The sequence below is a fragment of the Ketobacter alkanivorans genome, assembly GCF_002863865.1.
Lineage (GTDB): Bacteria > Pseudomonadota > Gammaproteobacteria > Pseudomonadales > Ketobacteraceae > Ketobacter > Ketobacter alkanivorans.
The window spans coordinates 924093-948743 of record NZ_CP022684.1 but is presented as its reverse complement, the minus strand read 5'-3'; the positions used below and the strand labels follow the sequence as shown (position 1 = coordinate 948743).

Here is a 24651-nt window from a genome sequence, read left to right as displayed (position 1 = left end):
TAATTTCAGCGTCCGTGTAGTGATCCTTTTTTATATGAAAAGTGGGGTTATAACGAGGTGACATATCGTATCCGACGCATTAACCGTGGCATTTCTTATATTTCTTACCGCTACCGCACCAACATGCATCGTTTCGGCCGGGGGGCTTATGGGGGGCGAGTACACCATCCACGTAATACCAGCGGTTGTTTTCTTTTATAAATCGAGAGTTTTCCTCCAGAACGGTCTGCTGACTGGCATCTTCGTGGCTTGCTTTGAATGCAACGTAGCCTGTGTCTTGATCTGCTAAGCCGTCTCTGCAGCTAATGATCTTCAGCCCAAGCCAGCGCCCCTGTGCTACAGACTGCTCTAGTTTGGCAAGTTCATCCGGGGCGCGCTTTGATGGATGCAGGGTCTCCAAAAGGTATACAGGGAGTTTTCTGGCGAAGGCGCTGTAGCGAGAACGCATAAGCTGTTCTGCTGTGGTGGGGGTGGCATTCCCTTGATGATAACTGCCGCAGCATTGTTGGTAGCTATCGCCACTGCCGCAGGGACATAGTTCTGTCATAGCTTGGCCTGAAACTGAGATTGAAGCAGAGTAGGCTAACCGGTTTCTGATATGACTGCCAAGTCAGTATGCGGAAAAGGACGAATACCTGCTTTGGAGTGACAGTTTTCTTATAAGACCCCTAAAAAACTTGCCAAAAACAGTAGGAGTCGGCAACATGCCTTGCACTTTCAAACTATCGTTTGAAATCAAACAATAAATTGAGTCTCTAGTCGTTAACCCAGTGCGGGAGAAACGTTGATGATATATGAAGGAAAAGCCGTAACGGTCAAATCGTTAGAAGACGGCATCGTAGAATTAAATTTCGATCTGGAAGGCGAGTCGGTTAACAAATTTAATCGCCAGACAGTCGAAGAGTTGGGTGCTGCTGCTGAAGCAATGAAAGCGGACAGCTCTATTAAAGGTATGATTGTTACCAGTGCGAAGTCTGTATTTATCGTGGGTGCGGACATCACCGAATTTGGTGCATTGTTTACCCTCTCGGAAGAAGAAATCGCCGGCTGGTGTATTAAGTCAAACCAAGCCTTCAACGCCATTGAAGACCTGCCTTTCCCAACGGTCACCGCCATGAACGGTATCGCTTTGGGTGGTGGTCTGGAAATGTGTCTGGCTACCGATTTTCGTGTTATGTCCACTGAGGCTCAATGTGGCCTGCCAGAAGTGAAACTGGGTTTGTATCCAGGTTTTGGTGGCACTGTGCGCATGCCTCGGGTTATCGGTGTTGATAACGCCGTTGAGTGGATTGCCGCCGGTGGTCAGCATAAGCCTGAGAAAGCATTGAAAGACGGTGTTGTGGATGCCGTTGTTGCTCCTGAGAAACTGCGCGATGCAGCGTTGTCTCTGGTTAAGGACTGTATCGCTGGCAAGATCGATTACAAAGCCAAGCGCCAGGAGAAACTGGATCCTCTGCGTCTGCCACCCATGGAAAACATGATGGCGTTCCAGACTTGCTCCGCAATGGTTATGCAGCAAGCTGGCCGTAACTATCCTGCACCAATGGCAGCGGTTCAAACCATGCAGCAGCATGCTGGCATGACCCGTGACAAGGCGCTGGAAGTGGAAGCTAAAGGCTTCGCTAAAGTCGCGACCACCCCGGTTGCCAGCTCGCTGATCGGTTTGTTCATGAACGATCAGATCCTCAAGAAAGTTGCTAGCAAGTGGGAAAAGCAAGCCAAGCCGGTGAATCTGGCTGCGGTGCTGGGTGCAGGCATTATGGGCGGCGGTATCGCGTTCCAGTCTGCCTCTAAAGGAACGCCCATCATCATGAAGGACATCAACGAGCCAGCTTTGGAGCTGGGTATGTCCGAAGCGACCAAGTTGTTGGCCAAGCGTGTTGATCGCAAGAAAATGCAGCCCGCTAAAATGGGTCAGGTTCTTTCATCCATACGCCCAACCCTGAACTACGGTGATTTCCAAGGTGTGGACATCGTAGTAGAGGCCGTCGTTGAGAATGTGAAGATCAAGCAAAGCGTGCTGGCTGATGTTGAGAAGAACGTGAAAGACGGCACTATCCTGGCGTCCAACACTTCTACCATCTCGATCACTAAGCTGGCAGAAGCGCTGGAAAAACCAGAAAATTTCGTCGGTATGCACTTCTTCAACCCAGTACACATGATGCCGTTGGTTGAAGTTATTCGTGGCGAGAAATCTTCTGAAGAAGCGGTTGCTACCACGGTAGCCTATGCCAAAAAGATGGGTAAAACCCCCGTTGTTGTGAATGACTGCCCAGGCTTCCTGGTGAATCGCGTGTTGTTCCCATACTTCGGTGGCTTCGGCATGATGCTGCGGGACGGCGCTGATTTCCAGAAAATCGATAAGGTTATGGAACGTTTCGGCTGGCCGATGGGGCCTGCTTACCTGATGGATGTTGTTGGCATCGATACGGGTGTGCATGCGGCTGAAGTTATGGCTGAGGGCTTCCCTGACCGAATGAAGCATGATTACAAAGATGCGTCTGAAGTAATGTTTGAGAACAAGCGCTTCGGCCAAAAGAACGGCATCGGTTTCTATAAATACGAAACTGACAAGAAGGGCAAACCCAAGAAAGTGGTTGATGAAGCGACCTATGAGCTGATTAAACCTCATGTTGGTGCCAGTAAGGACTTCGAAGATCAGGAAATCATTGATCGTCTGATGATTCCAATGTGTCTGGAGTTGGTGCGTTGTCTGGAAGAGAACATTGTGTCTTCCGTACCAGACGCCGATATGGCTTTGATTATGGGTATCGGCTTCCCTCCATTCCGTGGTGGTGCGCTGAAATACATTGATTCCATTGGTGTGAAAGCGTTTGTTGAGCTGTGCGATAAGTACAAGGATCTTGGTGGTCTGTACGAACCCACTGCAAAACTGCGTGAAATGGCCGCCAACGGCGAATCTTTCTACCAATAAGCGGATAGCCAAGGAGACATAGAAATGAGTTTGAATCCAAGAGACGTAGTAATTGTCGATGCTGTCCGTACCCCCATGGGCAAGTCCCGTAACGGACAATTCCGTAACGTGCGTGCAGAAAAGCTGTCTGCTGAATTGATTCGCGCGTTGCAGAAGCGTAATCCCAACTGGAACCCAGCTGAAACCGAAGACGTGATCTGGGGCTGTGTTAACCAGACTCTGGAACAGGGCATGAACGTTGCTCGCAACATCGCCATTATGGCGGAGTTGCCCCGTACCGTGGCTGGCCAAACCGTAAACCGTCTGTGTGGTTCGTCCATGCAGGCATTGCATACCGCTGCGCAATCCATCATGACCGGTAACGGTGATGTGTTTGTGATCGGCGGTGTGGAGCATATGGGTCACGTTGAAATGACCCACGGTGTGGATCTGAACCCAGAAGCATCCAAGTACGTAGCGAAGGCCTCCAACATGATGGGTCTTACCGCTGAAATGCTGGGCCGTATGCATGGGATATCTCGCCAGGCTATGGATGAGTTCGGTGCCCGTTCTCATCGTTTGGCTTGGGAAGCGACCCAGGAAGGCCGCTGGAACAACGAAATTGTGCCTGTAGAAGGCCACAATGCCGATGGTTTCAAAGTGCTGTGTGAGATCGATGAGGTTATTCGCCCGGAAACTACCGTTGAAGGTTTGGCGGGACTGCGCCCGGTATTTGATCCTAGAAACGGTCAGGTAACGGCTGGTACTTCATCTGCTCTGTCTGACGGTGCCTCGTCCATTCTGGTGATGTCCGCTGAGCGTGCTCAGGCCCTGGGCTTGAAGCCTCGTGCCAAGATCCGCTCTATGGCCGTTGCTGGCTGTGATGCGGCGATCATGGGTTACGGCCCGGTTCCTGCGACACAGAAAGCCCTTAAGCGTGCTGGCTTGACCATGGACGATATCGATTACGTAGAGCTGAATGAGGCCTTTGCGGCGCAGAGTCTGCCCTGCGCTAAAGATCTCAAGCTGATTGACAAGGTTGACGATAAAGTAAACCTGAATGGCGGTGCTATCGCTCTGGGCCACCCTCTGGGCTGCTCCGGCGCACGTATCGTTGGCACCTTGCTGAACGTAATGGAGTGGAAAGACGGCAACATCGGTCTGGCCACCATGTGTATCGGTTTGGGTCAGGGTATTGCCACGGTGATCGAGCGCGTTTAAACGCGTCGTTATCGGGTAAGCTCACCGTACAGGGTAAACGCCGGATACTCACTTTATGTGGGTATCCGGCGTTTGTTTTTCCACTGCTACCTCGCATTTTTTTGCAATTTCACGTTGTCCGTTCCCGCACTGGCGTAAAGTCTCTATAATTGCCCGTCTTTTCACCACTTAGAGATCCGCTTTTCCATGAAAGGGCGCCGATTTTCCCCAGATGAAGCCAGCCTGTTGCAGGAAATCCTGCTGCACCGGCGAGACGTGCGGGGTAACCGTTTCCACAGTGACCCCATCCCCGAGCATTCGCTGCAGATGATCCTGGAGGCAGCGAGTTGTGCGCCGTCGGTAGGGTTTTCGCAACCTTGGGAGTTCGTGGTGGTAACCTCTGCGCAGCGCCGAGAGGCCATCAGAGCTTGTTTTGATCGTGAAAATAGTAAAGCAGTTGAGCTTTTTGAGGGTGCAAAAGCGGCGCAATACCAGCGCTTAAAGTTGGATGGTATTGTGGAATCCCCGCTTAATATAGCGGTATTTTATCGCCCCCATAACGAACCCGTGTTAGGCCAGACCAGTATGGACGAAGTGGGGCGCTACAGTGTGGTGTGTGCAATCCAGAACATGTGGTTGATGGCGCGCAGCCTAAACATTGGAATGGGCTGGGTGAGCATACTGGATCCAGAGCAGGTCAAGCGTATTCTTGGCGTGCCTTCTGATCGAGAGCTGGTGGGCTACCTGTGCCTGGGTTATGTGGACGAATTTTACAGTCAGCCAGAGCTGGAGCGCTTGCAATGGGCGCGTCGTAAGAACCTAAAATCTGTGGTGTTTCGCGAAACCCACAACCATTTCGACCATACATGACAGGGGTAAATGATGGATTGGCGCGTTTTTCTCACCGTATTTGTCAGCGTATTCATTGCCGAGTTGGGTGATAAAACTCAGCTTGCCACCATGCTGTTTGCATCAGATAAAGAGGTGAGCAAATGGACCGTATTTTTGGCCTCTGCTTCGGCGCTGGTGGTGGCTGCTGCGATTGGCGTGTTGGCAGGCAGTGTGGTGTCTCAGTATATCAGTGAAAAAGCCCTGTCGATGATTGCGGGAATAGGCTTTATACTCATAGGCGGATGGGTGCTGATTTTCAGATAAGGATCACCACCTTTAAGGATGATGGGGAACCTGAATGAATACCGAAAAAGTCATATTTGCATTTTTTATAATTCTAGCCGCAACCCTCAACTTCGGGTTTTTTCTGGGAGAGATTCACGACGTTGATCATCACAACGTGTTCGAACTGTTCGCTGCATTAGTGATCAGTCTGATAGCAACAGTGATGAAGCTCGGTGATCGCACTCACTTGGGTGCAGTGCTGTTGGCCACCAGCCTGGTGGCAGATCTCCAGCTCATTGTGGCGGCTCTGCTCTGGGCTTACGCATCCAATATCAGCGAAGCGGGGCTAACCGAAGAGTTGATTGCCAGCGTGGTATCCATGTCAGGAGGCGCATTGCTGGCCAATGTCATTTCTGTCGTGTTGTTGGTGGTAGAAACTATCACTGTGCGTCGCTAGCTCATTATGAATTATGTCGCCTATTTGATACTGCGGCGTTTGCGGGCGCCGTTGATCGCATTGATCGTGATCTATTCTGTATCAATACTGGGGTATGTGTTGATCCCCGGGGTCGATGATGAAGGTAACCTTCATCATATGAATTTCTTTGAGGCCTTCTATTTTGTCAGCTTTATGGGGTCCACCATCGGCTTCGGTGAGTTACCGTACGAATTCACCGCGCCGCAACGGTTTTGGACCCTGTTCTGTATCTATGGAACCGTGGTGGGTTGGATTTACAGCATAGGTGCTGTAATTGCTACTCTTCGGGATCAAACCTTCATTAATTTGATTCAGCGCCACCGGTTTCGCAACCGGGTAGAGAATCTCAAGCAACCATTTTATCTAGTGTGTGGATACGGGCTCACTGGAAGTGCCGTGGTGGCGGATCTGTCGCGTCGTGGTATCCAGAGCGTAGTGGTTGAGTTAAAGCAAAGCCGCATTGATGCGATGGAGCTGGATAACCTGCCTTTTGATATCCCCAGCCTGTGTGCTGATGCCAGTGAGCCGGATGTCGTGAAGGATGCCGGTGTTGCGATGAAAAACTGCATTGGTACCCTGTGCCTGACAGATAATGACCATGTAAATCTGTATATCGCGCTGGCCAGCAAATTACTGTCACCGGAGCGGATGGTGTTAAGTCGTGTGGCCACTCGAGAATATGCCGGAAATCTAAAATCCTTTGGTACGGATCACGTGGTTGATCCATTTGAAACCTTTGCTGATTACCTCACCAATGCAGTGTTTTCTCCCTATAGACAGTTAGCCTACAATTGGTTGATAAGCCCGCAGCATCGTTCTCTTAGCTCCGTGGTCAAACCGCAAAAGGGGCGTTGGATAATCTGTGGTTTTGGTCGTTTAGGGCAAGCGATACAAAAAAGGTTCGAACAGCATGGCCTGGAAACAGTGATCATTGAACCTGATCCCGAAGGTCGAAAACTGAAAGATGATTACCGCGTGGTTAAGGGGTTGGGCACCGAAGCAACCACCTTGATTGAAGCGGGGATCCACAATGCGGTGGGCATTATTGCCGGAACGGCCGACGACGCCAATAACCTGTCTATTGTGCTAACAGCCCGAGAACTGAAAAAGAGCCTGATGATCGTGGCGCGTCAGAACCATCATCACAACGTAGATGTGTTTAAAGCGGCCAATATTAATATGATCATGGACCCTAACATGATTATCGCGCAGCGCATTATGGTGTTAATCAAAACGCCTTTGTTGATGCGCTTTCTGGAAGAAATTAAACAGCATGATGAAGACTGGTGTGAAAAGCTGGTATGTCATTTTGATGTGCTGGTACGCGATCATCCTTTAGACAGCTGGTCTATTCGTATCGACAGAGAAACCACGCCCGCCATATACGAGACACTGCGATTTGGTGTTCCGGTCAAGATACAGAATCTCTCAACGCATCCGCAGAGCAGGGGCGTACAGCTTCCTGCTATGGCGTTAATGGTGATGCGGGCAGGGGAGGTGCATTTGTTGCCGGAACAGGACTTTTGTCTTCGCATAGGCGATGAAATACTATTTTGCGGGCAAAGCCGAGTGCTGAATCAGATGCTATGGACGGTTTGCAATACCAATGTGCTAAGGTACGTAATCAGCGGACAGGACGAAGCTTCTGGCTATCTGTGGCAACGTTTCTTCAAGAAGAAAGATCAGTCGAAAGACATCGGAGGCAGTGCATGAAATCCATACCCACACTGGCGACCACTATGACGCCGTTCCCCTACAGTATCGATATCAACGAGCCGTTGAAAGATGCGATTGATATGATGGAAAAGCAGGGCTTTCATCACCTTCCCGTAACGGAGGATGGTAAGCTGGTGGGGGTGTTGACGGATCGGGATATCAAATTTGTTGCGTCCCCCTTCAGTAGCGCCTCGTTGGAGGACGAGTTGTACGTTAAGGATATCTACAGTTCCCGCACCTACGTGGTGGACATTCACACCTCGTTGGACAATGTTCTGAAAATCATGGCCGACAAACATTTAGGCTCTGCTTTGGTAACCAAGAACGAAAAGCTTGCAGGGATATTGACCCATAATGATGTGTTCAGAAAATTTGCAGATGTCTTGATCAAATTGAAGGCGAAGCCAGACGGAAACGATGCCGCGTAATCCTTGGTTCGACCCTGATAAGTCTCACCATACTCGGACTGGGTTTCGTAATCCACCGGGCAGCCCTAAGCGAGCAGCAATCACTGCTGAGGTGGCCCGGGAAGCTGCGCATTTTATGGGGGAGTTGCTGCGACTGGCGGGTAACAACCCTTTTCCTGAAGATCACGCGTTATCTGAAATCGATGCTTTGGGCTGTTACGAAAAGCAGGGGAATAACAAGCTGCTTTGGCTTGGGCACGCCAGCTTCCTGATACAGCTTGATGGAATAACCTTTCTTACCGACCCATATCTTACTGATTACGCCTCCCCTGTACCAACACCGGGCACCAAACGTTTGTTTCCTTCGGCAATCTCCATTGAAAAGCTGCCGCAAGTGGATTGCATATTGGTGTCCCACAATCATTACGATCACTTGGATACCAAAGCGCTTAAGTTGTTGGCCCGACGATTTCCTGATGCCCAGGTGTGTGTGCCGCTGGGGCTTATTCCTTTGTTGCGGGGGCAAGGTTTTCGTAATGTAGTTGAAATGGATTGGTATGAGCAATGGCTGGGCAACCAGTATTCCATTACAGGCTTGCCTGCAATACATATGTCCAGGCGAGGATTGCTGGATATGAATAAAACCCTTTGGTGTGGTTTTGCCATTGAGTGTGGCGATTACAGAGTATTCTTTGCGGGAGACACGGCATACGGACCGGTGTTTCGCGAGGTAGGCGCCCGCTGTAAGCCTTTTGACCTGGGGCTGGTTCCCATTGGTGCGTATCAGCCCCGTACGCTCATGTCCTCAGTTCACACTACCCCAGAAGAGGCCGTTCAGATCGGCGCGGACATCAACGCAAGGCAGTTGGTAGGCATGCACTGGGGCACTATTCGTCTCACTACCGAACCGATGCTTGAGCCTCGAGACCGGTTTTTGGCCGTTAATAGTGAGTTGCCCCGTAGGGTGATGAAAATTGGCGAAACTTTGGCGCTTTCCTGACGTAAAAATAATTCCACAAGCAATAGCTTGAATTTAAATATGAAAGTTGGGATAGCCTGGTTCAGTTGGTTGTCTTCAAATTTCTGTTGGCTCCCTTTGGCCTAAAATTACATATTATCCATAAAAGACTGGGTCGGATGATAGGTATGCAGGGGGCCTTAAAGCGCCTCATTCAGATACATCGTTTTTTAAGGGAATTTAATAAGCAGTCGGTGCACTGTGAAACGCGAACGGATCTGTTCGAATTACTCTGCCGCTTGGCGGTGGAGCAGGGGGGCTATCGCCTGGCGTGGGTTGGCATCCAGCATGGAGACCGCATTGTCCCGGTGGCTCAGTTTGGTGATGATCAGCAGCGCGTACCGCAACTGAACTGCGGCCCTTCAGATCAACAGTCTGATCCTGTGGTGCGTTCGATTTTAGACAATTCATTCAGCGTTCTTAATGTTTCAAAAGATTTGATACTGCCGGAGTTTTGGCAGAATTTGATCTCCAGGTTACGTTTGCAGGCTGTTGCGGTAGTGCCCATACGGTTCAAGCAGAAAATTGTGGGTGTGTTTGCCCTGTGTTCTTCCCGGCAGGACGATTTTTCTGATTTATACAGCTTCAGTCTCTCGGAATTTGAAGAAGATATTAGTGGCGCTTTGGAAAAACTGGATGATTTTGCCCGTCGTCTGGATATGGAGTTGCAGCTTAAACAGTTGCATCTTGCGGTTGAGAGCAGCGCTACAGCAGTTCTGGTGAGCGATGAGCGCGGCTTTATCCAGTATGTGAATCCTCATTTTTCTGAATTAACCGGTTATGATACCTACGAAGTACTAGGTATCAGTTTTACTGAATTTATACCGCCTGACTTTGATCGGGCCGTCGTGCAGGACATGCGCGCGCAGTTGGCAGCCGGGCAGCAGTGGCATGGTGAGTCGCGCATCATGACACGGCAAGGTGAATCCATATGGATTTACCAACAGGTGTCGCCAATAACGGATAATCGTAATGTTGTCACCCACTATGTCTGTACGTTGGTGGATCATACCGAGCTTCACGAAGCCCATGAAACAATCGAAAAAATGGCGTATTACGACGAGCTGACGGGTCTGCCCAACAGAAGGTTGTTCAATGATCGTCTACAGCAGGAAATCCACAGAGCAAGTCGCGATAAGTTGTGCTTTGCTGTGTGTTTTCTGGATCTCGATGGCTTTAAGAATGTGAATGATACACTGGGGCACGAGGCAGGGGACCAATTGTTGAAGACAGTCTCCAGTCGCATTCGCAATCAAATCAGAACCAAAGACACGTTGGCGCGTTTGGGCGGTGACGAGTTCACGTTAATTATCACGGATGTGAAGACTCCGCAGGACTGCTCGCGGGTTACCGCCAATATTATCAGAGCCTTGCAGGATCCAATTCAAATAGATAGCCGAGAAGTGGTTGTAACCACCAGTATTGGTATTGCTCATTATCCTACCGATGGAGACAATACCATCGATTTGTGTCGACACGCCGACATGGCGATGTATTATGCCAAATCCAAAGGGCGCAACAATTTTCAGTTTTTTACCGAGAGCCTGAACCAAAAGGCTGAGGTGCAGTTGGCGTTGGAAACCGAGTTGCACTGCGCGTTAAGCCAGGGTGCATTCCAGCTGCGCTATCAGCCTCAGATTGATGGAATGGATGGCTCTTTGCGTGCGCTGGAGGCGATGCTGTATTGGGCGGGATCGGAGCATTATGGGTTGAGTCAGGATGAGTTGTATTTGAACCTGGAACGGGCTGGTATGCTGGCTGACGTTTTCGAGTGGCAATTGATGCAGGCCTGCCAAGACAGCGTAAGTGCGATGGGAACCTTTGGTGTTCAGTTTCGTTTGGCAATTCGGTTGCCAGGGCTTATGTTGCGGAACCGGGATGATTTTAAACAGTGTCTTGAACGCTGTTTGCTGAAGTCAGGTGCAGATTGCTCTTTGCTCCAGTTTGAGGTGCCCGAAACTGCCTTCAGCAACGAATTCAATAACACAGTGAGCATTCTGCATGATCTTAGAAGCAAGGGAGCATCCATTGTCATTGACCAGTTTGGTATGGGGGGAGCTTCGTTACGCTTCCTGAGCCGTTTCAAAGTGGATCTTTTGAAAATTGATCATGGGCTGGTGGAGGAGGTGATAACAGATAAAAATGACGCTGCTGTAACCTCGGCCATTATTGCCTTGGCTCATCAATTGAATTTAAAAGTATTGGCCAATGGTGTGGAAACACGGATGCACTATCAGTATTTGGAGCGCTATTGGTGTGACTATCTACAGGGCAGCTATATGGCCCCTGCCATGACCCGGTCGCAGCTGGATGATTATTTACTGCAGTACCGGGATCAAGGGATTCAAGTCAGTTAGTAGCAGTAGCGTTAACGGGCGAATCGTTTGCGATACTCCGTTGGCGATAGCGCGACTTCCCGCTTGAATAAACGACGAAACGAACTCACATCCACATAGCCAACTTTCTCTGTAATGTCATCTACGCTCAGAGCTGTGGATTCCAGCAGGCGTTTGGCTTCATCTATGCGCAACTTCTGAAAATATTGCTTGGGTGGCTTACCGGTTGCCTGATTGAAGCGACGGATGAATGTTCTTGGGCTTACTGCCAGCTGGCTTGCCAGAGAGTCGAGATGGAACTCCTGATCCAGGTTTTCCAGCATCCAGCTAACCGCGTTTTTGACCAGTTCGTCCTGTTGTTTAAAATGATGAGGCACGGGGATGTAGGGTGCTTGCGTGCATTCTTTATTTTGCAGCATCACGGTTTTGGCGCAACATTTTGCGATGTTGGGGCCAGCGAATTTCTCGATTAGACGAATGCACAAGTGCATATACGCGGTAACCGCTCCAGAGCAAAACACGTTATTGTCTTCGGTCACCATCTTTTCGAGCCTGAGGTGAACTTTTGGAAAGGAGTGGGTGAAGTGATGCGCCAGCCACCAGCTGGTGGTTGCCTCGAAGCCATCGAGCAGCCCTGTGTCAGCAAGCAGAAACGAACCACTGCAGTTAGAAGCTATTGCCGCACCATTGGCATGATGGGTTTTAATCAGCTTTCCTAACAGGCCGCGCATTTCCTCGGTTTTTTGTGTGACCTCGTAGCCAAATGCATGGTCAATACCCGGGATCAGGCAGATGTCAGGATTGCCAGCCTGCTCATAACGACCGTCTACAGCGATGGTTATTCCGGTAGAGGTGTTCACCGGCTTGCCATCGGGCGAATAAATTTTCCATGAAAACAGTGGGCTACCTGGATCTTCTTTTCTTACTCGCTGATGAATGTTGGCAATATGGAATACATCCGTAGGGCCAGTTACAGAAGTCGATAAACATCCATCATATGCGAATATTGCCAGCTTTGTAGTCATTGTGAGGTCTCCTTGGTGGCAAATAAAGCATTTATGTTGTCATAAATGCCACTTTTGCAGCGATCCGTCAAGCGCTAATCTACATTCAGGCTATAACTGAGCGTAACCTAGAGGAGGGCGCATTATGGCGACTACAACTGGTTCCATCGGTCATGCAGGGGATTTAACTACCCTTGAAATGAATAACTGTGCTGTTAGCCGTAACATGCTGCTGTCTGCATTCAGCGAAAACGTATCCATCGTGGTGGATGTCAGCTCTAAAGCCGCACTGGGTGCTGTATTGGCCGTGCTGGGTGTTTGGTTGTTACCGGTGCCCGGTACAATGTTTTTTGCGGCCTTGAGCGCATCTCTTTCGGTAATTTATCTGGCTAACCTGGCAGATGTGCGAAACGTGCGGGATGCGATTGTTTGCGTCGTACCGGCTTTCATGGTCTGGGGCGTTCTGTTTTTTGATGTGCATAGCAATGGCTTGTTGGGCTTAACCTTATTCATCCACGTAATGGTGGCTTTCTTCGCTGGCTTTGCTCGTGTTAGTGGCAGCTTAAGCGATTTAAGGTTGTGGCCAGTGCTGTTTGGGTTTATGTGCGTCACCTTAATGGAATTTGTCGCTTTGTATTTGTTGTAACGTTTCAGGGCAGGAGTGGGAAGTGAAAGAAGCGCTATTTAATAGGGTTGGTAATGAGTTTGTGCCCACCGGGTTGGCCGGTAGCCCTTGGCATTCCAGTTTGTTGCATGGTGGGGCTCCGGCGGGGTTGTTGGCGTTCTGTTTGGGGCAGGAGGCCGGTAGCAGCGGTTTGCAGCCAGCCCGGCTTTCCATTGATCTGTTGCGACCGGTTCCGAATGCCCCGCTTCGAGTTGAAGTTCGGCCATTGCGGGAGGGCAAACGAATTCTACTGCTGGAAGCCAGTTTGTCTGCCGGTGGCACGCTGGTGGCCCTGGCATCTGCCTTGTTTATAAAAAGTACACCTTTGAATTTGCCAGACTATGCACCAAAGCCAAAGGGCGGTTTACCCTCACCGGATCAATTGGATGAAGTCTCTTTTCGAGACGTATTGTTTGCCAAATCTGAAGATATGCCCCTTGGGTTGCATACTACGGTGCGCTTGCGTCCTGCATCATTACTGAATGAAACCGGGACTGGCCGCGCCTGGATTAGACTCCCAGCAGACATCATTGCTGGTGAGCAAAACTCACCATTCATGTTGGCTGCACTGGTTTCTGATTTTGGCAATGGGGTCGGTCAGCTCAGCCTGGGTGATGGGGTTGGTACGATTAACGCGGACATCGTTCTGCAACTATCCCGTCTGCCTGTGGGAGAATGGATAGGCTTGGAGTGCATCACGCTTATGGAAACAACCGGAGTGGGCCAGGTGATTTCGTCTTTGTATGATGAACAGGGCCGTATCGGGCAAGTGAATCAAACCGTTATGCCAATGCCGGGGTTCGGTGGCTGATTCAATTGGGCGAAATTTGGCCTTTTTCAAGCCGGAACTAACCTGCGCAGCCTGGGTCGAAATTCGGAACCTCGAACTTAATACTGTTGCACAAGGAGTTTCCGATGCAGTTAACACAACGCATTTTGGTACTGGTTTTATTGGCAGTGGTGGGCACCCCTGCCATGGCCGTATGGCCTATTGCGGATGGCGATGGTAAACAACTGCCTTCTTTAGCACCCATGCTAGAAAAGGTGAACCCTGCTGTAGTGAACATATCAACCTTCGCCACTCGTCAGGAAGCGAATCCGTTGATGAATGACCCTTTCTTTCGGCACTTTTTTGGCCCCCATCAGAGATCACCACAAATGAGGCGCTCACAGAGTGCGGGCTCGGGGGTAATTGTGAATGCATCCGAGGGTACGGTGATTACCAACTTTCACGTTATTGATGGGGCGGATGAAATAAAAGTCTCGTTGAACGACGGGCGGACTTTTGACGCTAAGTTGGTGGGGGCCGATCCCGATGTGGATATTGCGATACTGGATATAGATGGCAGTGATTTAAGTGAAGTGAAAATGGCCGACTCAGAGAGAACCCGGGTTGGGGATTTCGTAGTGGCTATTGGTAATCCTTTTGGCCTGGGGCAGACCGTTACCACCGGTGTAGTAAGTGCGATCGGTCGGTCTGGTTTGGGGATAGAGGGCTATGAAAACTTCATCCAGACTGATGCATCAATCAACCCCGGTAATTCAGGGGGGGCGCTGGTGAATTTGAATGGTGAACTGGTCGGAATCAATACCGCAATTATTGCACCGGCCGGAGGTAATGTGGGTATTGGTTTTGCTATTCCCACCAATATGGCTCGCCACAGTCTTGAACAGATTCTTGAACACGGCGAAGTTAAGCGCGGCCAATTGGGCGTGATCATCCAAGATCTTACTCCGGATCTGGCGGAAGCCTTTGAGCTTGGTGATCAGCAAGGTGTGGTGGTTTCCGAAGTGCAGAAGGACTCTGCAGCAGAGGATGCCGGTATTGAGCAGGGCGACGTGATTGTGGAGTTTGACGGGAAGCCCATGAAGTCTGCCGCTCAGTTGCGCAATGCGGTTGGAGTGCACCGTGTCGGAGATAAAGTGAAGATCAAAGTCATCAGAGATGGCAAGGAGAAAACCCTGTCTGCCAAAGTGGGTGAGTCTCAGGGTAACTTGCTGGCCTCGAAAAGCCTGCATAAGTTTTTGGATGGGGCGCACTTGGCCAATAATCAGGAACCGAAAGGTGTTGTGATTCAGGCGCTGGATCAGGGCTCTCCTGCTCAGTCCTATGGGTTGCGTCAGGGAGATGTGATAACCAGTGTTAACAAGCGTAGGGTAGAAGATCTGGATGACCTGAAAAGCGCGGTCAGCAAAAGTAAAAACCAGCTGCTGTTGAGGTTGCTCAGAGGCAATGCGGCGCTCTATCTGGTACTTAAATAGCTACATACTGTATACCTGCGTCACCCATCCGGCGGGTGGCGCAGTTTTGGTAAGGTTGTACGATTCGGACCATGGGGTCATAATGGCACTGATGGGTAAATAAAGTGTCTAAGACTTCCGGTTTTTAAGTCTTATTTGTCGATTTTATAAGCTAGATAGATACAATACGCGGACTTTCGCAGCTTCAATCCCGAGCAACAACCTATTATGAAAAAGTCTTTTTTTTCTCGCTTTACAAAGATCAGAGCGGGCGAAAAAACCCTCGATAAGCTTCTTGCTACACCGGATGACATAAAAAAGAAGCTTGAGCATTACGAGTGCAAGGAAGGGCGCGCCAGATTCGGCTCCGCAGGCGTCTATTTTGTCAGTGAAGTGGACGATGAGCAGGAGAAAGCGCCAGCGAGCCAAACGCCTGTTACTGACGATACTAAGTAATATCGTGTCGAATGCTATCTTTTCCTAATTGACAATAATTGTCATTCGCAATATTATTACTCTCATACTTTGAGGGTGATACCTATTATGTATGTCTGCATTTGTAAGGCCGTTACCGAAAAACATATCCAACAAGCTGTTAAGTCAGGAGTGAATGACTATAAGGAGCTTCGTGATCGCACGGGTGTGGGATCTCAGTGTGGCAAGTGTGGTAACGATGCTAAAAGCTGTCTTCGCCAGCAATCACTTTCCCAATAAAACTTAGTTTTGCAATAGATCCTGTATCGGTTTACCTTTACACCAATTACTGCTGTTAATCAGTATGTTGATGGGAATGTAGAGGGAGATCATTATGAAGGGCGATGCAAAAGTTATTGAATACTTGAACAAAGTCTTGGGTAACGAACTGGTTGCTATCAATCAGTATTTTCTGCACAGCAAGATGTACAAAAACTGGGGGCTTGACGAGCTCGCAGAGCACGAATATCACGAATCCATCGATGAAATGAAGCATGCTGACAAGCTGACAGATAGAATTCTGCTGCTTGAAGGCCTTCCTAACTATCAGCATCTGGGTAAGTTGCGGATAGGGGAAGATGTTAAAGAAATGCTGGAGTGTGATCTTAAGGTGGAATGGGATGCGGTGCCGGACTTGAAAGAGGCCATCGCCCATTGTGAAAAAGTGCAGGATTACGTTTCAAGAGAGCTGTTCGTGGATATTCTTGAATCTGAAGAAGAGCACATAGATTGGCTGGAAACCCAGCTGGAGCTGATTGAGAAGGTCGGCATTAAGAACTACCTGCAGTCTAAAATGGGCAGCTGAATCAAGGTTGGCTTGGTTGGGCCCGTGCCGAGGGCGTTCAAAATTCTGTGTCAGCCTAGCGGCGTCATAAGCTGATGTATTTCTCCAGCCGGTCTGGGAAGTGGATTGTGAGCTGTGACAGCGTCAGGTTCCAGTTCTGTATCGGGTGAGTCCATCGCTCAGTGGCTTTGAGTATACCGGCATACAACAGCTTCAGTAAGCTGTTTTCATTAGGGAAGCCGCCTTTCGTCTTAGTGAGTTTGCGGAACTGGCGGTGTACAGCCTCGACAGCGTTTGTCGTGTAGATCGCCTTCTGCACGTAATCCGGGTACTTAAAGTAAGTCGATAACGTCGGCCATTTACTGCGCCAAGACTGGATTACCATTGGATATTTGTCGCCCCATTTGGCTTCCAGGTCGTCCAAGGCAATTTCTGCGGCGTTGAGGGTGGTAGCCTTGTAAACGCACTTCAGGTCACTCATGAAGGCTTTCTGATTTTTGGAGGCAACGTACTTCATGGAGTTGCGGATCTGGTGGATGATGCAGTGCTGAATCTCGGTGTCGGGGTAGATGGTCTCAATGGCTTCAGGGAAGCCTTTCAGGCCATCCACGCAGGCAATCAGAATATCTTTTAGGCCCCGGTTGTTCAGGTCGGTCAACACAGATAGCCAGTGGTGAGCACCTTCCTGATCCGATAAATACAGGCCCAGCAGCTCCTTCTTGCCTTCGATATTGAGGCCCAGAATGGTGTAGATAGCCTTGCTGACATAGCGGCCGTTTTCCTTGATCTTGTAGTGAATCGCATCCAGCCAGACGATCGGATAGATAGCCTCCAGATCTCGCTCACGCCATGCCTGAAGCTCTGGGAGAAGCTTGTCGGTGACAGCATTGATGGTACCATTGGAAAGCTCGACACCGTAGAGATCGGCAATATGGCCGCGGATGTCCTGATAGCTGTTACCCAGGGCAAACAGAGCCAGGATCTTGCGTTCCAATTCATCGGTGAGGTGAGTCTGGTTCTTTTTGACCAGCTGGGGTTCGAAGGTGCCAGACCGGTCTCTGGGGGTATCCAGCTCAAAGCTGCCCGTAGGGCCTTTTATGGTCTTGGAAGACTTGCCGTTCTTACGGTTAGGGGCTTCCTCGTTGGCCAGATGCTCTTCCAGCTCGGCCTTCATGGCGGCCTCAGTGAGCTGTTTGATCAGGGGTGTCAGGATGCCGTCCTTGCCAGTGAGGTCTTGGCCTTCACGCAGGGCTTTGAGGGCGGCTTCCATATCGAAAGTAGGTTTGGTCATAGGTCATCTCTTTTGGTCTAATGATAAAGAAATGACACAGAATTCTGAACACTACCCCCGTGCCCTTCCAAGCCTTTTCAGTAAATGGCGTTTTCGATTCTGTTGAGGAAGCCTTGCTCGGTATTACTCGCCTCCCAAAGTTCCGCAAAGTCTGGATGTCTCCAGAAATCATTTCCCCACCGAAACTGACACTCTATAAACTTTTCCAGCGCATAGTCGCTATGCAGTTCTAATTGCCGGGCTTGATTGATGCCTGCTGCAATCCGTTGTGGAATGAATGCAGGGTAGGTTTGATCCAATGTTTCCGGTATCCGGGACCATAACGCGGCTTCTATTTCGCTTATCTGTATTTGTTCAAAACGATCATTAAAAATATCAAGATGGTGTTCGGGTATCGTCCACGTATCCAGAGGGAGGGGCAAATGGATCTTGTTACTTGGTTGGATGGTTCGTAGCGTCCACTGGCGTGAATCAGCATCCGGGGTTGCAATTGAAGCAACGGGAGGAAGGAACTGCTGTTGCTGTTCGGGTTTGAGCGCGGCCAGATAACGGTGGGTGATGGGGCCACTCCAGTATCGAAACAGGCGGGTGTCGACATTATCTGTGTGAACGTAGAGTCGGCATTTCCAGAAATCGATTTGCTGATGCAGAGTGAGCGGTGATGTGAACCATAGAACCCCTTGCCTGGTTTGGCTGGCCAGCTCCATGTATTCCACTTGGCTCAGGGAGATGTGGGCAAGGTAAGGCGAGTGGGGCAGGCAATGTTCGAGATCCGTTCCCAGAAACAGAGGATGGTAGTCTGCCTCTGGAGCATAGCGAAAAAAATGATATAGGGCATCTGGTGCACCGGTACCATCAATGATGGCAAACAATGAACAATCCGATGACTGTTGGAGTTCATCGGAAAGAGCCGGTGCAAGTTCATGCTCCCTGTATATTTGCATGCGCGCGGTCAGGTTCGCTTATTTTCTATGTAAAAATTCTTGCATGGATTCGGTGAGGTGAGGGGGCACCAGATCCAGCATTTTCTTACGTGCGTTTAACAGCATTATGCGCACATTGGTGACAGAATGACCCGTTCGGTGTGCTATCTCTTGTGAGGTTAAACCTTCGCACACGGCATAGCGAATGTGCCGATATTGTACTGGGGTTAGATAAGAGCGGAGCATTTCCAGCATGACGGTAATGCGATCCTTTTCCATTTCCTCTTCCAGATCGACTTCTTCCAGATCGACATCGCAGGTTTCTGCAGCAAAAAATGCTGACTCATTTAGCAGAACGTCGGGTATCACGGAGCGGTATTCATCATGGGCAAACGGAGCGTCCAGGCTGTTGTCTTCATCCCGGAATTCCACCAGTTGTTCCAGTGCCACGTAGGATGGGTACTCTTTGATGAGCGCGTCTACCATCCGGGTATTCGTGATCATCTTCAGGGTGCCCAGCATGATTTGATTGCGTCGATTACCTGTTGCATCCAGGTTTTTTTCGTGAACCGTTTGCAGCGGACGATAGGCAATGTCGCAGAACAGGCTCATCATTGAATCGGTTGCGTCACTGGGCAAATACTGCAAGCCAATTTTTTTGATAAGGCCGGAACAGTAGCGATTAAAGTTAGCTGCGATAAATAAATGAATGTTGAGTGCGTGCCATTCATCTTCAGGCCATTCTGCAAGATTGCGGAATCGTGAAATGCTCTCGTTCATAGTAACTCCCATCCATAGAAAAAAGGTCAGAACCTGTATTGAATAAGCCCCCGCTTACATGGTTCTGCCTGCCCAAGTGAAATGTCGACTTGGAACGGCGGCTAGGTTAGCAATGGGTTTTTTTGAAGACAATAGGATTGCATCAAATTGAGCAATTTCTTACACGAAAGTGTGATTAAGTTTTGATTAAAAATGAGCGGCTGCTTGGTTTTTGTTGCAGTTACAAGAACCATACACAAAAGTGAAAAATTCATTTTATTTTCATAGGAAAAATTTGTGGTGCAGGTGTCTTTCTAATGGATGTGCGCTTGGAAAGTGTGTGCAAAAACTTGCGCAGTGTGGCGGCCTTATAGGATGTAGCGCCGGATAGCTCGTAACAGGTAGATCAGGTTCAGTATGTTTGAATCGGTTTCTGCGTGGTAGTTTGTTGCAGATTGAATCAGGTGATGCACATGAAGATTGATGAAGAGCGAGCAGCTGCCGGCATTTTGATACAGGATGGCTGCGTTCAGTTGGTTTTTCCAGGCCAGGTTAATGTCTGGTGTATTCCATAATGCTTCCAGTAGCGTTTGATGTGGTTCACTGAAGTAATGCGTCACGCTGCTGATTGCGTGGCGGCTGTCCTGTTTACAGTTTTTCGTGGCCGATTCAGGGTCTAAAAATAACGTTTTTGCTGCGGTGCCCAATTCCATTAGGTTGTGTTTTTCGGTGAACAGGTGAATGTCGCTGAATTCATCTATTTGGGTGTTGTTGAGGGTTGATAAGCCCTTGTTGGGGGCGCCGCCGAGTATTTCAGAGCGTGCGATCTGGAGCAGTGTTGCGTTTGGCGTGGTGCCAATTACGATTACGTGTTCAAGTTGCTTACGTTTTAGTGCTTCGGCTTGTGCGTCTTGCAGTTGCAGTGTCAGGTATTCGATCAACAGGCTGTTTGCGTTGGGGGCCAGTAGATCATGGAAGCGCTCTGCAAGCTGTTGTGAGTGTGGTTGTTGTAATGAGTTGTTGTTGCGTTGGCGCAGGCTCTGAATAAATTCGTCCTCTAGCATCAACGTTGCGATCAGGTTGTTAGTCTTGGGTGTAGGGCTATTGTTTAGTTGATGCGATTCATAGGCCCAGTGAGTGCGGGTTGTCGGATTGAGTTGCTTGCCTTGAGTTTCCAGTGTTTCTATCTGTGTGTTGATGTGCTGCACAAGACAGGCAACGCTGGGTTGCTGATCGCATGTGGTGCTATTGGCTGTTGCTGATACAACGCATAATGCAATCAGCAACGCATACCGCAGTGTTCGTAAGTTATGGAGCATGGGTTGTGCGAAGTGTGGGAAATCCCTGTTTCTCCAGCCAGCTCAGCGCCCGGTCACGGTTTGGGGCTTTATGTTCCCACTCCATGAATTCTTCAGGGTGTGGGGTTTCGTCTGTGCAGTGAACCAGTTGATGACAGCACTCATGGTACAACAGGTACTTAAGTACAAATTGCGGAGTGTTGAGTTCCTGCAGGTGCGGATGTATGGCGATGGTGGCGCTGTCTGCGTAGTAACAGGCGGCAGGTACTGCGCGAACGGTGGCACAATGTCGGTTGTACTCTTGTGCAAAATGTTGCCAGCGCGAGTCGCCTCGGCGTTTTAGCAGGTGGCTTAGCAGTAGTTTCGAATCAGGGTGGTTCGCAGCGGCGCAGGTTTCCAGATTGGCAATGGCTGCGGTTAGCTGGCCTGATTGGATCTGTGTTTTGGCCTGTTCAAATACATTGTAGAGCTTGTCCTCTGTGGTGAGCTTTCTGCCTTGCTCACCTATGAATAGAGAGACGGTGCCTTTGGGTACTTGCCAGAGCGCGGTTGCTGTTACGGCATTTTGAAAGAAGCGTTTGTTCACGCCAGCCAGCAGTGAACTTAAGTATTCGTGATCACTTTCTTTGCTGGAAAAATATTGGCACTCGGCCGTATTGACTGCTCTCATTACACATCCTTGTCCTGACTACTCAAAGAAGCGGCACATCCTATGGCCAATAAGCTTCTCAGGCGCGCCGCAATTATAGAGACAGGAGGGGGGCAAATTATGTGAGAGATTTCTTACATGCTTGTGCGCTATTTTTTGTTTGTGCGCAATTCCTCCAAAATTGCGTCAATTTTCTTTTCCAGTCCTTCGATCCGCTCTTCTACATCCAAAAGTTTACGCAGCTCTCGTTGTTCGTAGCGGAGTTCTTTTTGTGCAGATTTAGACAGAAGATAGGCGGAGACGTTGGCTGTGATCAGGGAGACAAGACATATACCCATCAGTATTAACAGTGAGGCGAAGATGCGGCCTTCGAGACTGACCGGAACGACGTCGCCGTAGCCGACTGTGGTTACCGTTACCCAGGCCCACCAAATGCCTTGGGCCGGTGTGTCTATGGCGGGATCAATGCCTGCTATGAGGATGCCTGCACCGGTTATGAAGAGTGCGCTGATCATTAATGTTTTTCCCAGATGATTCTGGGTCAGTACGTTCATGACGATGCGAATGTTGTGACTGAAGAATCCTACCAGAAAGAAGAGGCGGATCAGCCTGAATACACCGAATTGTTCGTTGACGGAAAACAAGAGTGGAAACGCCAGGCAGATAATCGCTACATTGGCCCAGTTTCGTTTGAGATGGCGTAGTTTGTCTGTGCTCAACAGTGTGAGCAGGCCGGTTTCAACAACAAAGAAAATCCAGACTATCCAGTCGAAGACTTCACGTTCACTCAGGCTCATTAAGCCGCGGCTGATCAGGTACCAGTCCATCAGTATCCACAGCGCAACCACCAGCATGGGGGCTTCCAGATAGCCGCCCCATTTTAATGCCTTGTCGTTCTCCGCCGGGTGGACGCCCCCGAACCCCATAACAACATCAATGGTTTGTTTTTGCATGTTTCCTCACATAACGCATTGATTCAGTATAGCTCTGTTAGAGCAGCTCCTGGTCGCTGTTTTGGCGATAGGCTCCGGGAGTGAGGCCTGTCCACTTTTTGAACGCACGGTGAAAGGTGCTGGGTTCGGAGAACCCCATCAATTCGGCGATTTCATTGATGGTGAGCTGAGAGCGGTTCAGGTAGTAGATGGCGGCGTCCCGACGCATGGTGTCTTTGATTTCCTGATAAGAGGTGCCTTCATGTTTCAGGTGGCGACGCAGGGTTTGTGGTGTGCTGTTGAGTGAGCGGGCAACTGATTCGAAGTCGGGAAACTCATGACGAAAGTCATTGCCGATGATGGCTCTGATTTTGGCGGTCAGGCTGTCATCGTTGTCGGGGATCACCACCAGGTTGTAAGGGGCATCCCGCAGGAATTCTTTGAGGGTCGATTCGTTCTGGGTAATGGGGTTGTCGAGGTGCTTCTGTTTAAAGTGCAGGGCGTTGAGTGGCTGGTTAAACAGAATGCGGGTACGGAACAGGCGTTGGTATTCCTGGCGGTGTACCGGGGGCTCTCCGCTTAAGGAGACTTGGGTCAGCTCCAGCCGTTGGCCGATAAGCCAGCTGAAGAAACGATGCAGCAGTACCAGGACGCTGTCTGCTGTCTGGTGATCCCAATCCAGTTCGGGGTTGTCGAAGCGCAGGCTGATAATGGCTTCGTCGTTACGTTTGCTGAGTTTGAAGTGGATGTCATCCACCAGCAGGTTGTAGAACTGGAAGCAGCGCAGGATGCCGCGCTGCAGGTTGCCTGCGGGCATAGTGGCGTGAGCCATGAGGGCGAAGGTGCCAGGGCGGGTACGGGGTATGCCGCCCAACAGCAGGAATTCGTCATTGGTGGCCATCACCAGGTGTATAGCAAGTCGCACGTACTCTTCACTGGGAATGCGGGCGGTCGGATCCTGCAGGATCTCCGGTGATACATCCAGTCGGGTAATGAACGGCTGTATATCAAGCCCTGCCTGCTTGGCACGCTCCAGACACGCGTTGACGTAATGAACTGATACAGTATTGGTTTTCATCTTTGCTAATAAGTTCAGGTTAGTGCGTGGGAATGTTGCCCCAGCGGAGGACATATGGCAAACAAATGTCTCAAATAGACAGGGTTTTTGAGCTATCTGGTCATGTCTTCGGTGTGGGGTGCAACCTAGTATGTTATTCAAACATCTAACAGTAATAATAGACACAATACTGGATATGACATGAGCGGATCACTTTCTTCACTTAAGGTTTTGGACTTCACTACACTGCTGCCAGGGCCTTTTGGTGCGATGATTTTGGCTGATTGGGGCGCGGAGGTGGTGCGCATAGAGTCGCCTACACGGCCGGATATGGTGCGCATGCTGCCGCCGATGGACGATGGTGTGTCGGCTTGTCATGGCTTTTTGAATCGCTCCAAGAAGTCACTGGCTTTGGATCTGAAGCGGCCCGATGCGGTGGCCGTGGTGAAGCGTCTGGTGAAGGATTATGACATTGTGGTGGAGCAATTTCGCCCCGGCGTGATGGATCGATTGGGGGTGGGGTATGAGGTGCTGAAAGAGGCCAATCCCGGCTTGATTTTTTGTTCGATTACCGGCTACGGCCAGACCGGCCCGTATAAGCAGCGCGCAGGCCATGATCTGAACTACCTGTCCATCGCCGGGGTTGCTGGTTATAACGGGCGTAAAGACGGTGGCCCGGCTCCGGTTAATGTGCAAATTGCAGATGTGGCGGGTGGTTCTTATCATTCGGTGATGGCGATTCTGGCAGCGGTGATTCATCGCCAGCAAACCGGTGAAGGGCAGCATCTGGATATCAGTATGACCGATGCTGCGTTCTCTATGCATGCTTTGACCGCGCCGCCTGCGTTGGTGGGTGGTGTGGAGCCCAGGCTGGAAGAGACGCAGCTTAACGGTGGCAGTTTTTACGATTGTTACGAGACCTCGGATGGCCGCTGGTTATCGGTTGCGGGCCTTGAACCGCAGTTTTTTGCCCAGTTTTGCCAGGCCATCGGCCATCCTGAGTGGTCGAGCAAGGGCTTGGCTTTGAACCCGGATATTCAGGGGCCGCTTAAGCAGGATATTGCCGCGGTGATGAAAACCCGCACGTTGGCTGAGTGGGTGGAAGTATTCAGTCCGCTGGATGCCTGTGTGGAGCCGGTGCTCAGTTTCAGTGAGGCTTGTGAGCATCCTCATATTGTTGAGCGCGAGCTGCTGGTGGATGTGCCGACCGCAGGGGGTGGTTCACAGCGCCAACTGGCGTCTCCGGTTAAATTCTCGGCAACCCCGCCACGCTATGACTTCACCGGTGTCCAGCTGGGTGCCCATACCGATGAGGTGCTGCTGGGTGCTGGCTTCAGTGAGGAAGAGATCGCCGGACTGCGTAAGTCCGGCGCGACGATGTAATTGCCGG

General features: G+C 50.1%; 25 protein-coding genes. 16 read left to right on the top strand and 9 right to left on the bottom strand.

Translation table 11 applies throughout. The features are described from left to right. Positions 1-79: 79 nt before the first annotated feature. Positions 80-547 carry a YchJ family protein gene (locus tag Kalk_RS03900; protein WP_101892953.1) on the bottom strand — a complete coding sequence of 156 codons (468 nt, stop codon included), beginning with the start codon at positions 545-547 and terminating at the stop codon, positions 80-82. Positions 548-787: 240 nt separating this feature from the next. On the opposite strand from Kalk_RS03900, the gene fadB reads away from it, so the two are divergent. The 9 genes from fadB (at position 788) to Kalk_RS03855 (ending at position 11206) form a co-directional block, all read left to right on the top strand. Continuing rightward, positions 788-2935: a fatty acid oxidation complex subunit alpha FadB gene (fadB, locus tag Kalk_RS03895; protein ID WP_101892952.1), complete on the top strand. Its 2148-nt coding sequence runs from the start codon at positions 788-790 to the stop codon at positions 2933-2935. Between the two features lie 24 nt (positions 2936-2959). Further along, positions 2960-4135 (top strand): acetyl-CoA C-acyltransferase FadA, encoded by a 1176-nt coding sequence (fadA, locus tag Kalk_RS03890; protein WP_101892951.1) that lies wholly within the window; start codon positions 2960-2962, stop codon positions 4133-4135. A gap of 186 nt (positions 4136-4321) precedes the next feature. Continuing rightward, complete coding sequence (gene bluB / locus Kalk_RS03885) at positions 4322-4984, top strand: 5,6-dimethylbenzimidazole synthase (protein WP_101892950.1); 663 nt, start codon at positions 4322-4324, stop codon at positions 4982-4984. Between the two features lie 12 nt (positions 4985-4996). Continuing rightward, positions 4997-5269: a TMEM165/GDT1 family protein gene (locus Kalk_RS03880; protein WP_101892949.1), complete on the top strand. Its 273-nt coding sequence runs from the start codon at positions 4997-4999 to the stop codon at positions 5267-5269. Positions 5270-5303: 34 nt separating this feature from the next. Further along, entirely contained in the window at positions 5304-5687 is a 384-nt protein-coding gene (locus Kalk_RS03875) for a DUF6394 family protein (protein ID WP_101892948.1), read from the top strand. A gap of 6 nt (positions 5688-5693) precedes the next feature. Continuing rightward, positions 5694-7421 (top strand): potassium channel family protein, encoded by a 1728-nt coding sequence (locus Kalk_RS03870; protein WP_101892947.1) that lies wholly within the window; start codon positions 5694-5696, stop codon positions 7419-7421. Beyond that, on the top strand, positions 7418-7852 hold the full coding sequence (locus Kalk_RS03865) for a CBS domain-containing protein (protein WP_158643293.1): 435 nt from the start codon (positions 7418-7420) through the stop codon (positions 7850-7852). The genes Kalk_RS03870 and Kalk_RS03865 overlap by 4 nt, the downstream gene beginning before the upstream one ends. Continuing rightward, entirely contained in the window at positions 7842-8831 is a 990-nt protein-coding gene (locus tag Kalk_RS03860; protein ID WP_101892945.1) for an MBL fold metallo-hydrolase, read from the top strand. The genes Kalk_RS03865 and Kalk_RS03860 overlap by 11 nt, the downstream gene beginning before the upstream one ends. A gap of 146 nt (positions 8832-8977) precedes the next feature. Continuing rightward, on the top strand, positions 8978-11206 hold the full coding sequence (locus tag Kalk_RS03855) for a bifunctional diguanylate cyclase/phosphodiesterase (RefSeq protein ID WP_158643292.1): 2229 nt from the start codon (positions 8978-8980) through the stop codon (positions 11204-11206). An 11-nt stretch (positions 11207-11217) separates the two neighbouring features. On the opposite strand, the gene Kalk_RS03850 is transcribed toward Kalk_RS03855, so the two are convergent. Beyond that, positions 11218-12210, bottom strand: a complete 993-nt coding sequence (locus tag Kalk_RS03850) for a GlxA family transcriptional regulator (RefSeq protein ID WP_101892943.1) — start codon at positions 12208-12210, stop codon at positions 11218-11220. A gap of 124 nt (positions 12211-12334) precedes the next feature. On the opposite strand from Kalk_RS03850, the gene Kalk_RS03845 reads away from it, so the two are divergent. From Kalk_RS03845 to bfr, 6 genes are all read left to right on the top strand, one after another. Continuing rightward, positions 12335-12835 carry a hypothetical protein gene (locus Kalk_RS03845; protein ID WP_101892942.1) on the top strand — a complete coding sequence of 167 codons (501 nt, stop codon included), beginning with the start codon at positions 12335-12337 and terminating at the stop codon, positions 12833-12835. Positions 12836-12857: 22 nt separating this feature from the next. Continuing rightward, positions 12858-13664 (top strand): thioesterase family protein, encoded by an 807-nt coding sequence (locus tag Kalk_RS03840; protein WP_158643291.1) that lies wholly within the window; start codon positions 12858-12860, stop codon positions 13662-13664. Positions 13665-13768: 104 nt separating this feature from the next. Continuing rightward, on the top strand, positions 13769-15115 hold the full coding sequence (locus Kalk_RS03835) for a DegQ family serine endoprotease (protein ID WP_101892940.1): 1347 nt from the start codon (positions 13769-13771) through the stop codon (positions 15113-15115). 207 nt (positions 15116-15322) lie between these two features. Next, a complete protein-coding gene (locus Kalk_RS03830; RefSeq protein WP_101892939.1) occupies positions 15323-15550 on the top strand; it encodes a hypothetical protein in 228 nt (75 codons plus the stop codon). Between the two features lie 87 nt (positions 15551-15637). Beyond that, on the top strand, positions 15638-15808 hold the full coding sequence (locus tag Kalk_RS03825; RefSeq protein WP_101892938.1) for a (2Fe-2S)-binding protein: 171 nt from the start codon (positions 15638-15640) through the stop codon (positions 15806-15808). 94 nt (positions 15809-15902) lie between these two features. Next, positions 15903-16373 carry a bacterioferritin gene (gene bfr, locus Kalk_RS03820; RefSeq protein WP_101892937.1) on the top strand — a complete coding sequence of 157 codons (471 nt, stop codon included), beginning with the start codon at positions 15903-15905 and terminating at the stop codon, positions 16371-16373. A 64-nt stretch (positions 16374-16437) separates the two neighbouring features. Here the strand turns inward: bfr and Kalk_RS03815 are convergent, their stop codons facing one another. The 7 genes from Kalk_RS03815 to Kalk_RS03785 all read right to left on the bottom strand — a co-directional run bounded on the left by Kalk_RS03815 (position 16438) and on the right by Kalk_RS03785 (position 23282). Further along, entirely contained in the window at positions 16438-17643 is a 1206-nt protein-coding gene (locus tag Kalk_RS03815; RefSeq protein ID WP_101892936.1) for an IS256 family transposase, read from the bottom strand. A 77-nt stretch (positions 17644-17720) separates the two neighbouring features. Next, the gene (locus tag Kalk_RS03810) at positions 17721-18587 is read right to left on the bottom strand and encodes a DUF4123 domain-containing protein (protein WP_101892935.1); all 867 of its coding nucleotides are present in this window, start codon (positions 18585-18587) and stop codon (positions 17721-17723) included. An 18-nt stretch (positions 18588-18605) separates the two neighbouring features. Continuing rightward, positions 18606-19346 (bottom strand): RNA polymerase sigma factor sigma-70 region 4 domain-containing protein, encoded by a 741-nt coding sequence (locus tag Kalk_RS03805; RefSeq protein WP_101892934.1) that lies wholly within the window; start codon positions 19344-19346, stop codon positions 18606-18608. 347 nt (positions 19347-19693) lie between these two features. Continuing rightward, a complete protein-coding gene (locus tag Kalk_RS03800) occupies positions 19694-20644 on the bottom strand; it encodes a hypothetical protein (RefSeq protein ID WP_101892933.1) in 951 nt (316 codons plus the stop codon). Then, positions 20634-21293, bottom strand: a complete 660-nt coding sequence (locus tag Kalk_RS03795) for a hypothetical protein (protein WP_101892932.1) — start codon at positions 21291-21293, stop codon at positions 20634-20636. The genes Kalk_RS03800 and Kalk_RS03795 overlap by 11 nt, the downstream gene beginning before the upstream one ends. 128 nt (positions 21294-21421) lie before the next feature. Continuing rightward, entirely contained in the window at positions 21422-22225 is an 804-nt protein-coding gene (locus Kalk_RS21435; RefSeq protein WP_101892931.1) for a potassium channel family protein, read from the bottom strand. A gap of 37 nt (positions 22226-22262) precedes the next feature. Further along, complete coding sequence (locus tag Kalk_RS03785) at positions 22263-23282, bottom strand: AraC family transcriptional regulator (RefSeq protein WP_158643290.1); 1020 nt, start codon at positions 23280-23282, stop codon at positions 22263-22265. A 180-nt stretch (positions 23283-23462) separates the two neighbouring features. Here Kalk_RS03785 and Kalk_RS03780 point away from each other — a divergent pair, with 180 nt between their 5' ends. Next, on the top strand, positions 23463-24644 hold the full coding sequence (locus Kalk_RS03780) for a CaiB/BaiF CoA transferase family protein (RefSeq protein ID WP_101892929.1): 1182 nt from the start codon (positions 23463-23465) through the stop codon (positions 24642-24644). The last annotated feature ends 7 nt before the right edge of the window (positions 24645-24651 follow it).

Coding starts and splice junctions, on each gene's coding strand:
- Kalk_RS03900 (WP_101892953.1), bottom strand. CDS start 547: ATGACAGAACTATGTCCCTGCGGCAGTGGCGATAGCTACCAACAATGC.
- fadB (WP_101892952.1), top strand. CDS start 788: ATGATATATGAAGGAAAAGCCGTAACGGTCAAATCGTTAGAAGACGGC.
- fadA (WP_101892951.1), top strand. CDS start 2,960: ATGAGTTTGAATCCAAGAGACGTAGTAATTGTCGATGCTGTCCGTACC.
- bluB (WP_101892950.1), top strand. CDS start 4,322: ATGAAAGGGCGCCGATTTTCCCCAGATGAAGCCAGCCTGTTGCAGGAA.
- Kalk_RS03880 (WP_101892949.1), top strand. CDS start 4,997: ATGGATTGGCGCGTTTTTCTCACCGTATTTGTCAGCGTATTCATTGCC.
- Kalk_RS03875 (WP_101892948.1), top strand. CDS start 5,304: ATGAATACCGAAAAAGTCATATTTGCATTTTTTATAATTCTAGCCGCA.
- Kalk_RS03870 (WP_101892947.1), top strand. CDS start 5,694: ATGAATTATGTCGCCTATTTGATACTGCGGCGTTTGCGGGCGCCGTTG.
- Kalk_RS03865 (WP_158643293.1), top strand. CDS start 7,418: ATGAAATCCATACCCACACTGGCGACCACTATGACGCCGTTCCCCTAC.
- Kalk_RS03860 (WP_101892945.1), top strand. CDS start 7,842: ATGCCGCGTAATCCTTGGTTCGACCCTGATAAGTCTCACCATACTCGG.
- Kalk_RS03855 (WP_158643292.1), top strand. CDS start 8,978: ATGCAGGGGGCCTTAAAGCGCCTCATTCAGATACATCGTTTTTTAAGG.
- Kalk_RS03850 (WP_101892943.1), bottom strand. CDS start 12,210: ATGACTACAAAGCTGGCAATATTCGCATATGATGGATGTTTATCGACT.
- Kalk_RS03845 (WP_101892942.1), top strand. CDS start 12,335: ATGGCGACTACAACTGGTTCCATCGGTCATGCAGGGGATTTAACTACC.
- Kalk_RS03835 (WP_101892940.1), top strand. CDS start 13,769: ATGCAGTTAACACAACGCATTTTGGTACTGGTTTTATTGGCAGTGGTG.
- Kalk_RS03830 (WP_101892939.1), top strand. CDS start 15,323: ATGAAAAAGTCTTTTTTTTCTCGCTTTACAAAGATCAGAGCGGGCGAA.
- Kalk_RS03825 (WP_101892938.1), top strand. CDS start 15,638: ATGTATGTCTGCATTTGTAAGGCCGTTACCGAAAAACATATCCAACAA.
- bfr (WP_101892937.1), top strand. CDS start 15,903: ATGAAGGGCGATGCAAAAGTTATTGAATACTTGAACAAAGTCTTGGGT.
- Kalk_RS03815 (WP_101892936.1), bottom strand. CDS start 17,643: ATGACCAAACCTACTTTCGATATGGAAGCCGCCCTCAAAGCCCTGCGT.
- Kalk_RS03810 (WP_101892935.1), bottom strand. CDS start 18,587: ATGCAAATATACAGGGAGCATGAACTTGCACCGGCTCTTTCCGATGAA.
- Kalk_RS03805 (WP_101892934.1), bottom strand. CDS start 19,346: ATGAACGAGAGCATTTCACGATTCCGCAATCTTGCAGAATGGCCTGAA.
- Kalk_RS03800 (WP_101892933.1), bottom strand. CDS start 20,644: ATGCTCCATAACTTACGAACACTGCGGTATGCGTTGCTGATTGCATTA.
- Kalk_RS03795 (WP_101892932.1), bottom strand. CDS start 21,293: ATGAGAGCAGTCAATACGGCCGAGTGCCAATATTTTTCCAGCAAAGAA.
- Kalk_RS21435 (WP_101892931.1), bottom strand. CDS start 22,225: ATGCAAAAACAAACCATTGATGTTGTTATGGGGTTCGGGGGCGTCCAC.
- Kalk_RS03785 (WP_158643290.1), bottom strand. CDS start 23,282: ATGAAAACCAATACTGTATCAGTTCATTACGTCAACGCGTGTCTGGAG.
- Kalk_RS03780 (WP_101892929.1), top strand. CDS start 23,463: ATGAGCGGATCACTTTCTTCACTTAAGGTTTTGGACTTCACTACACTG.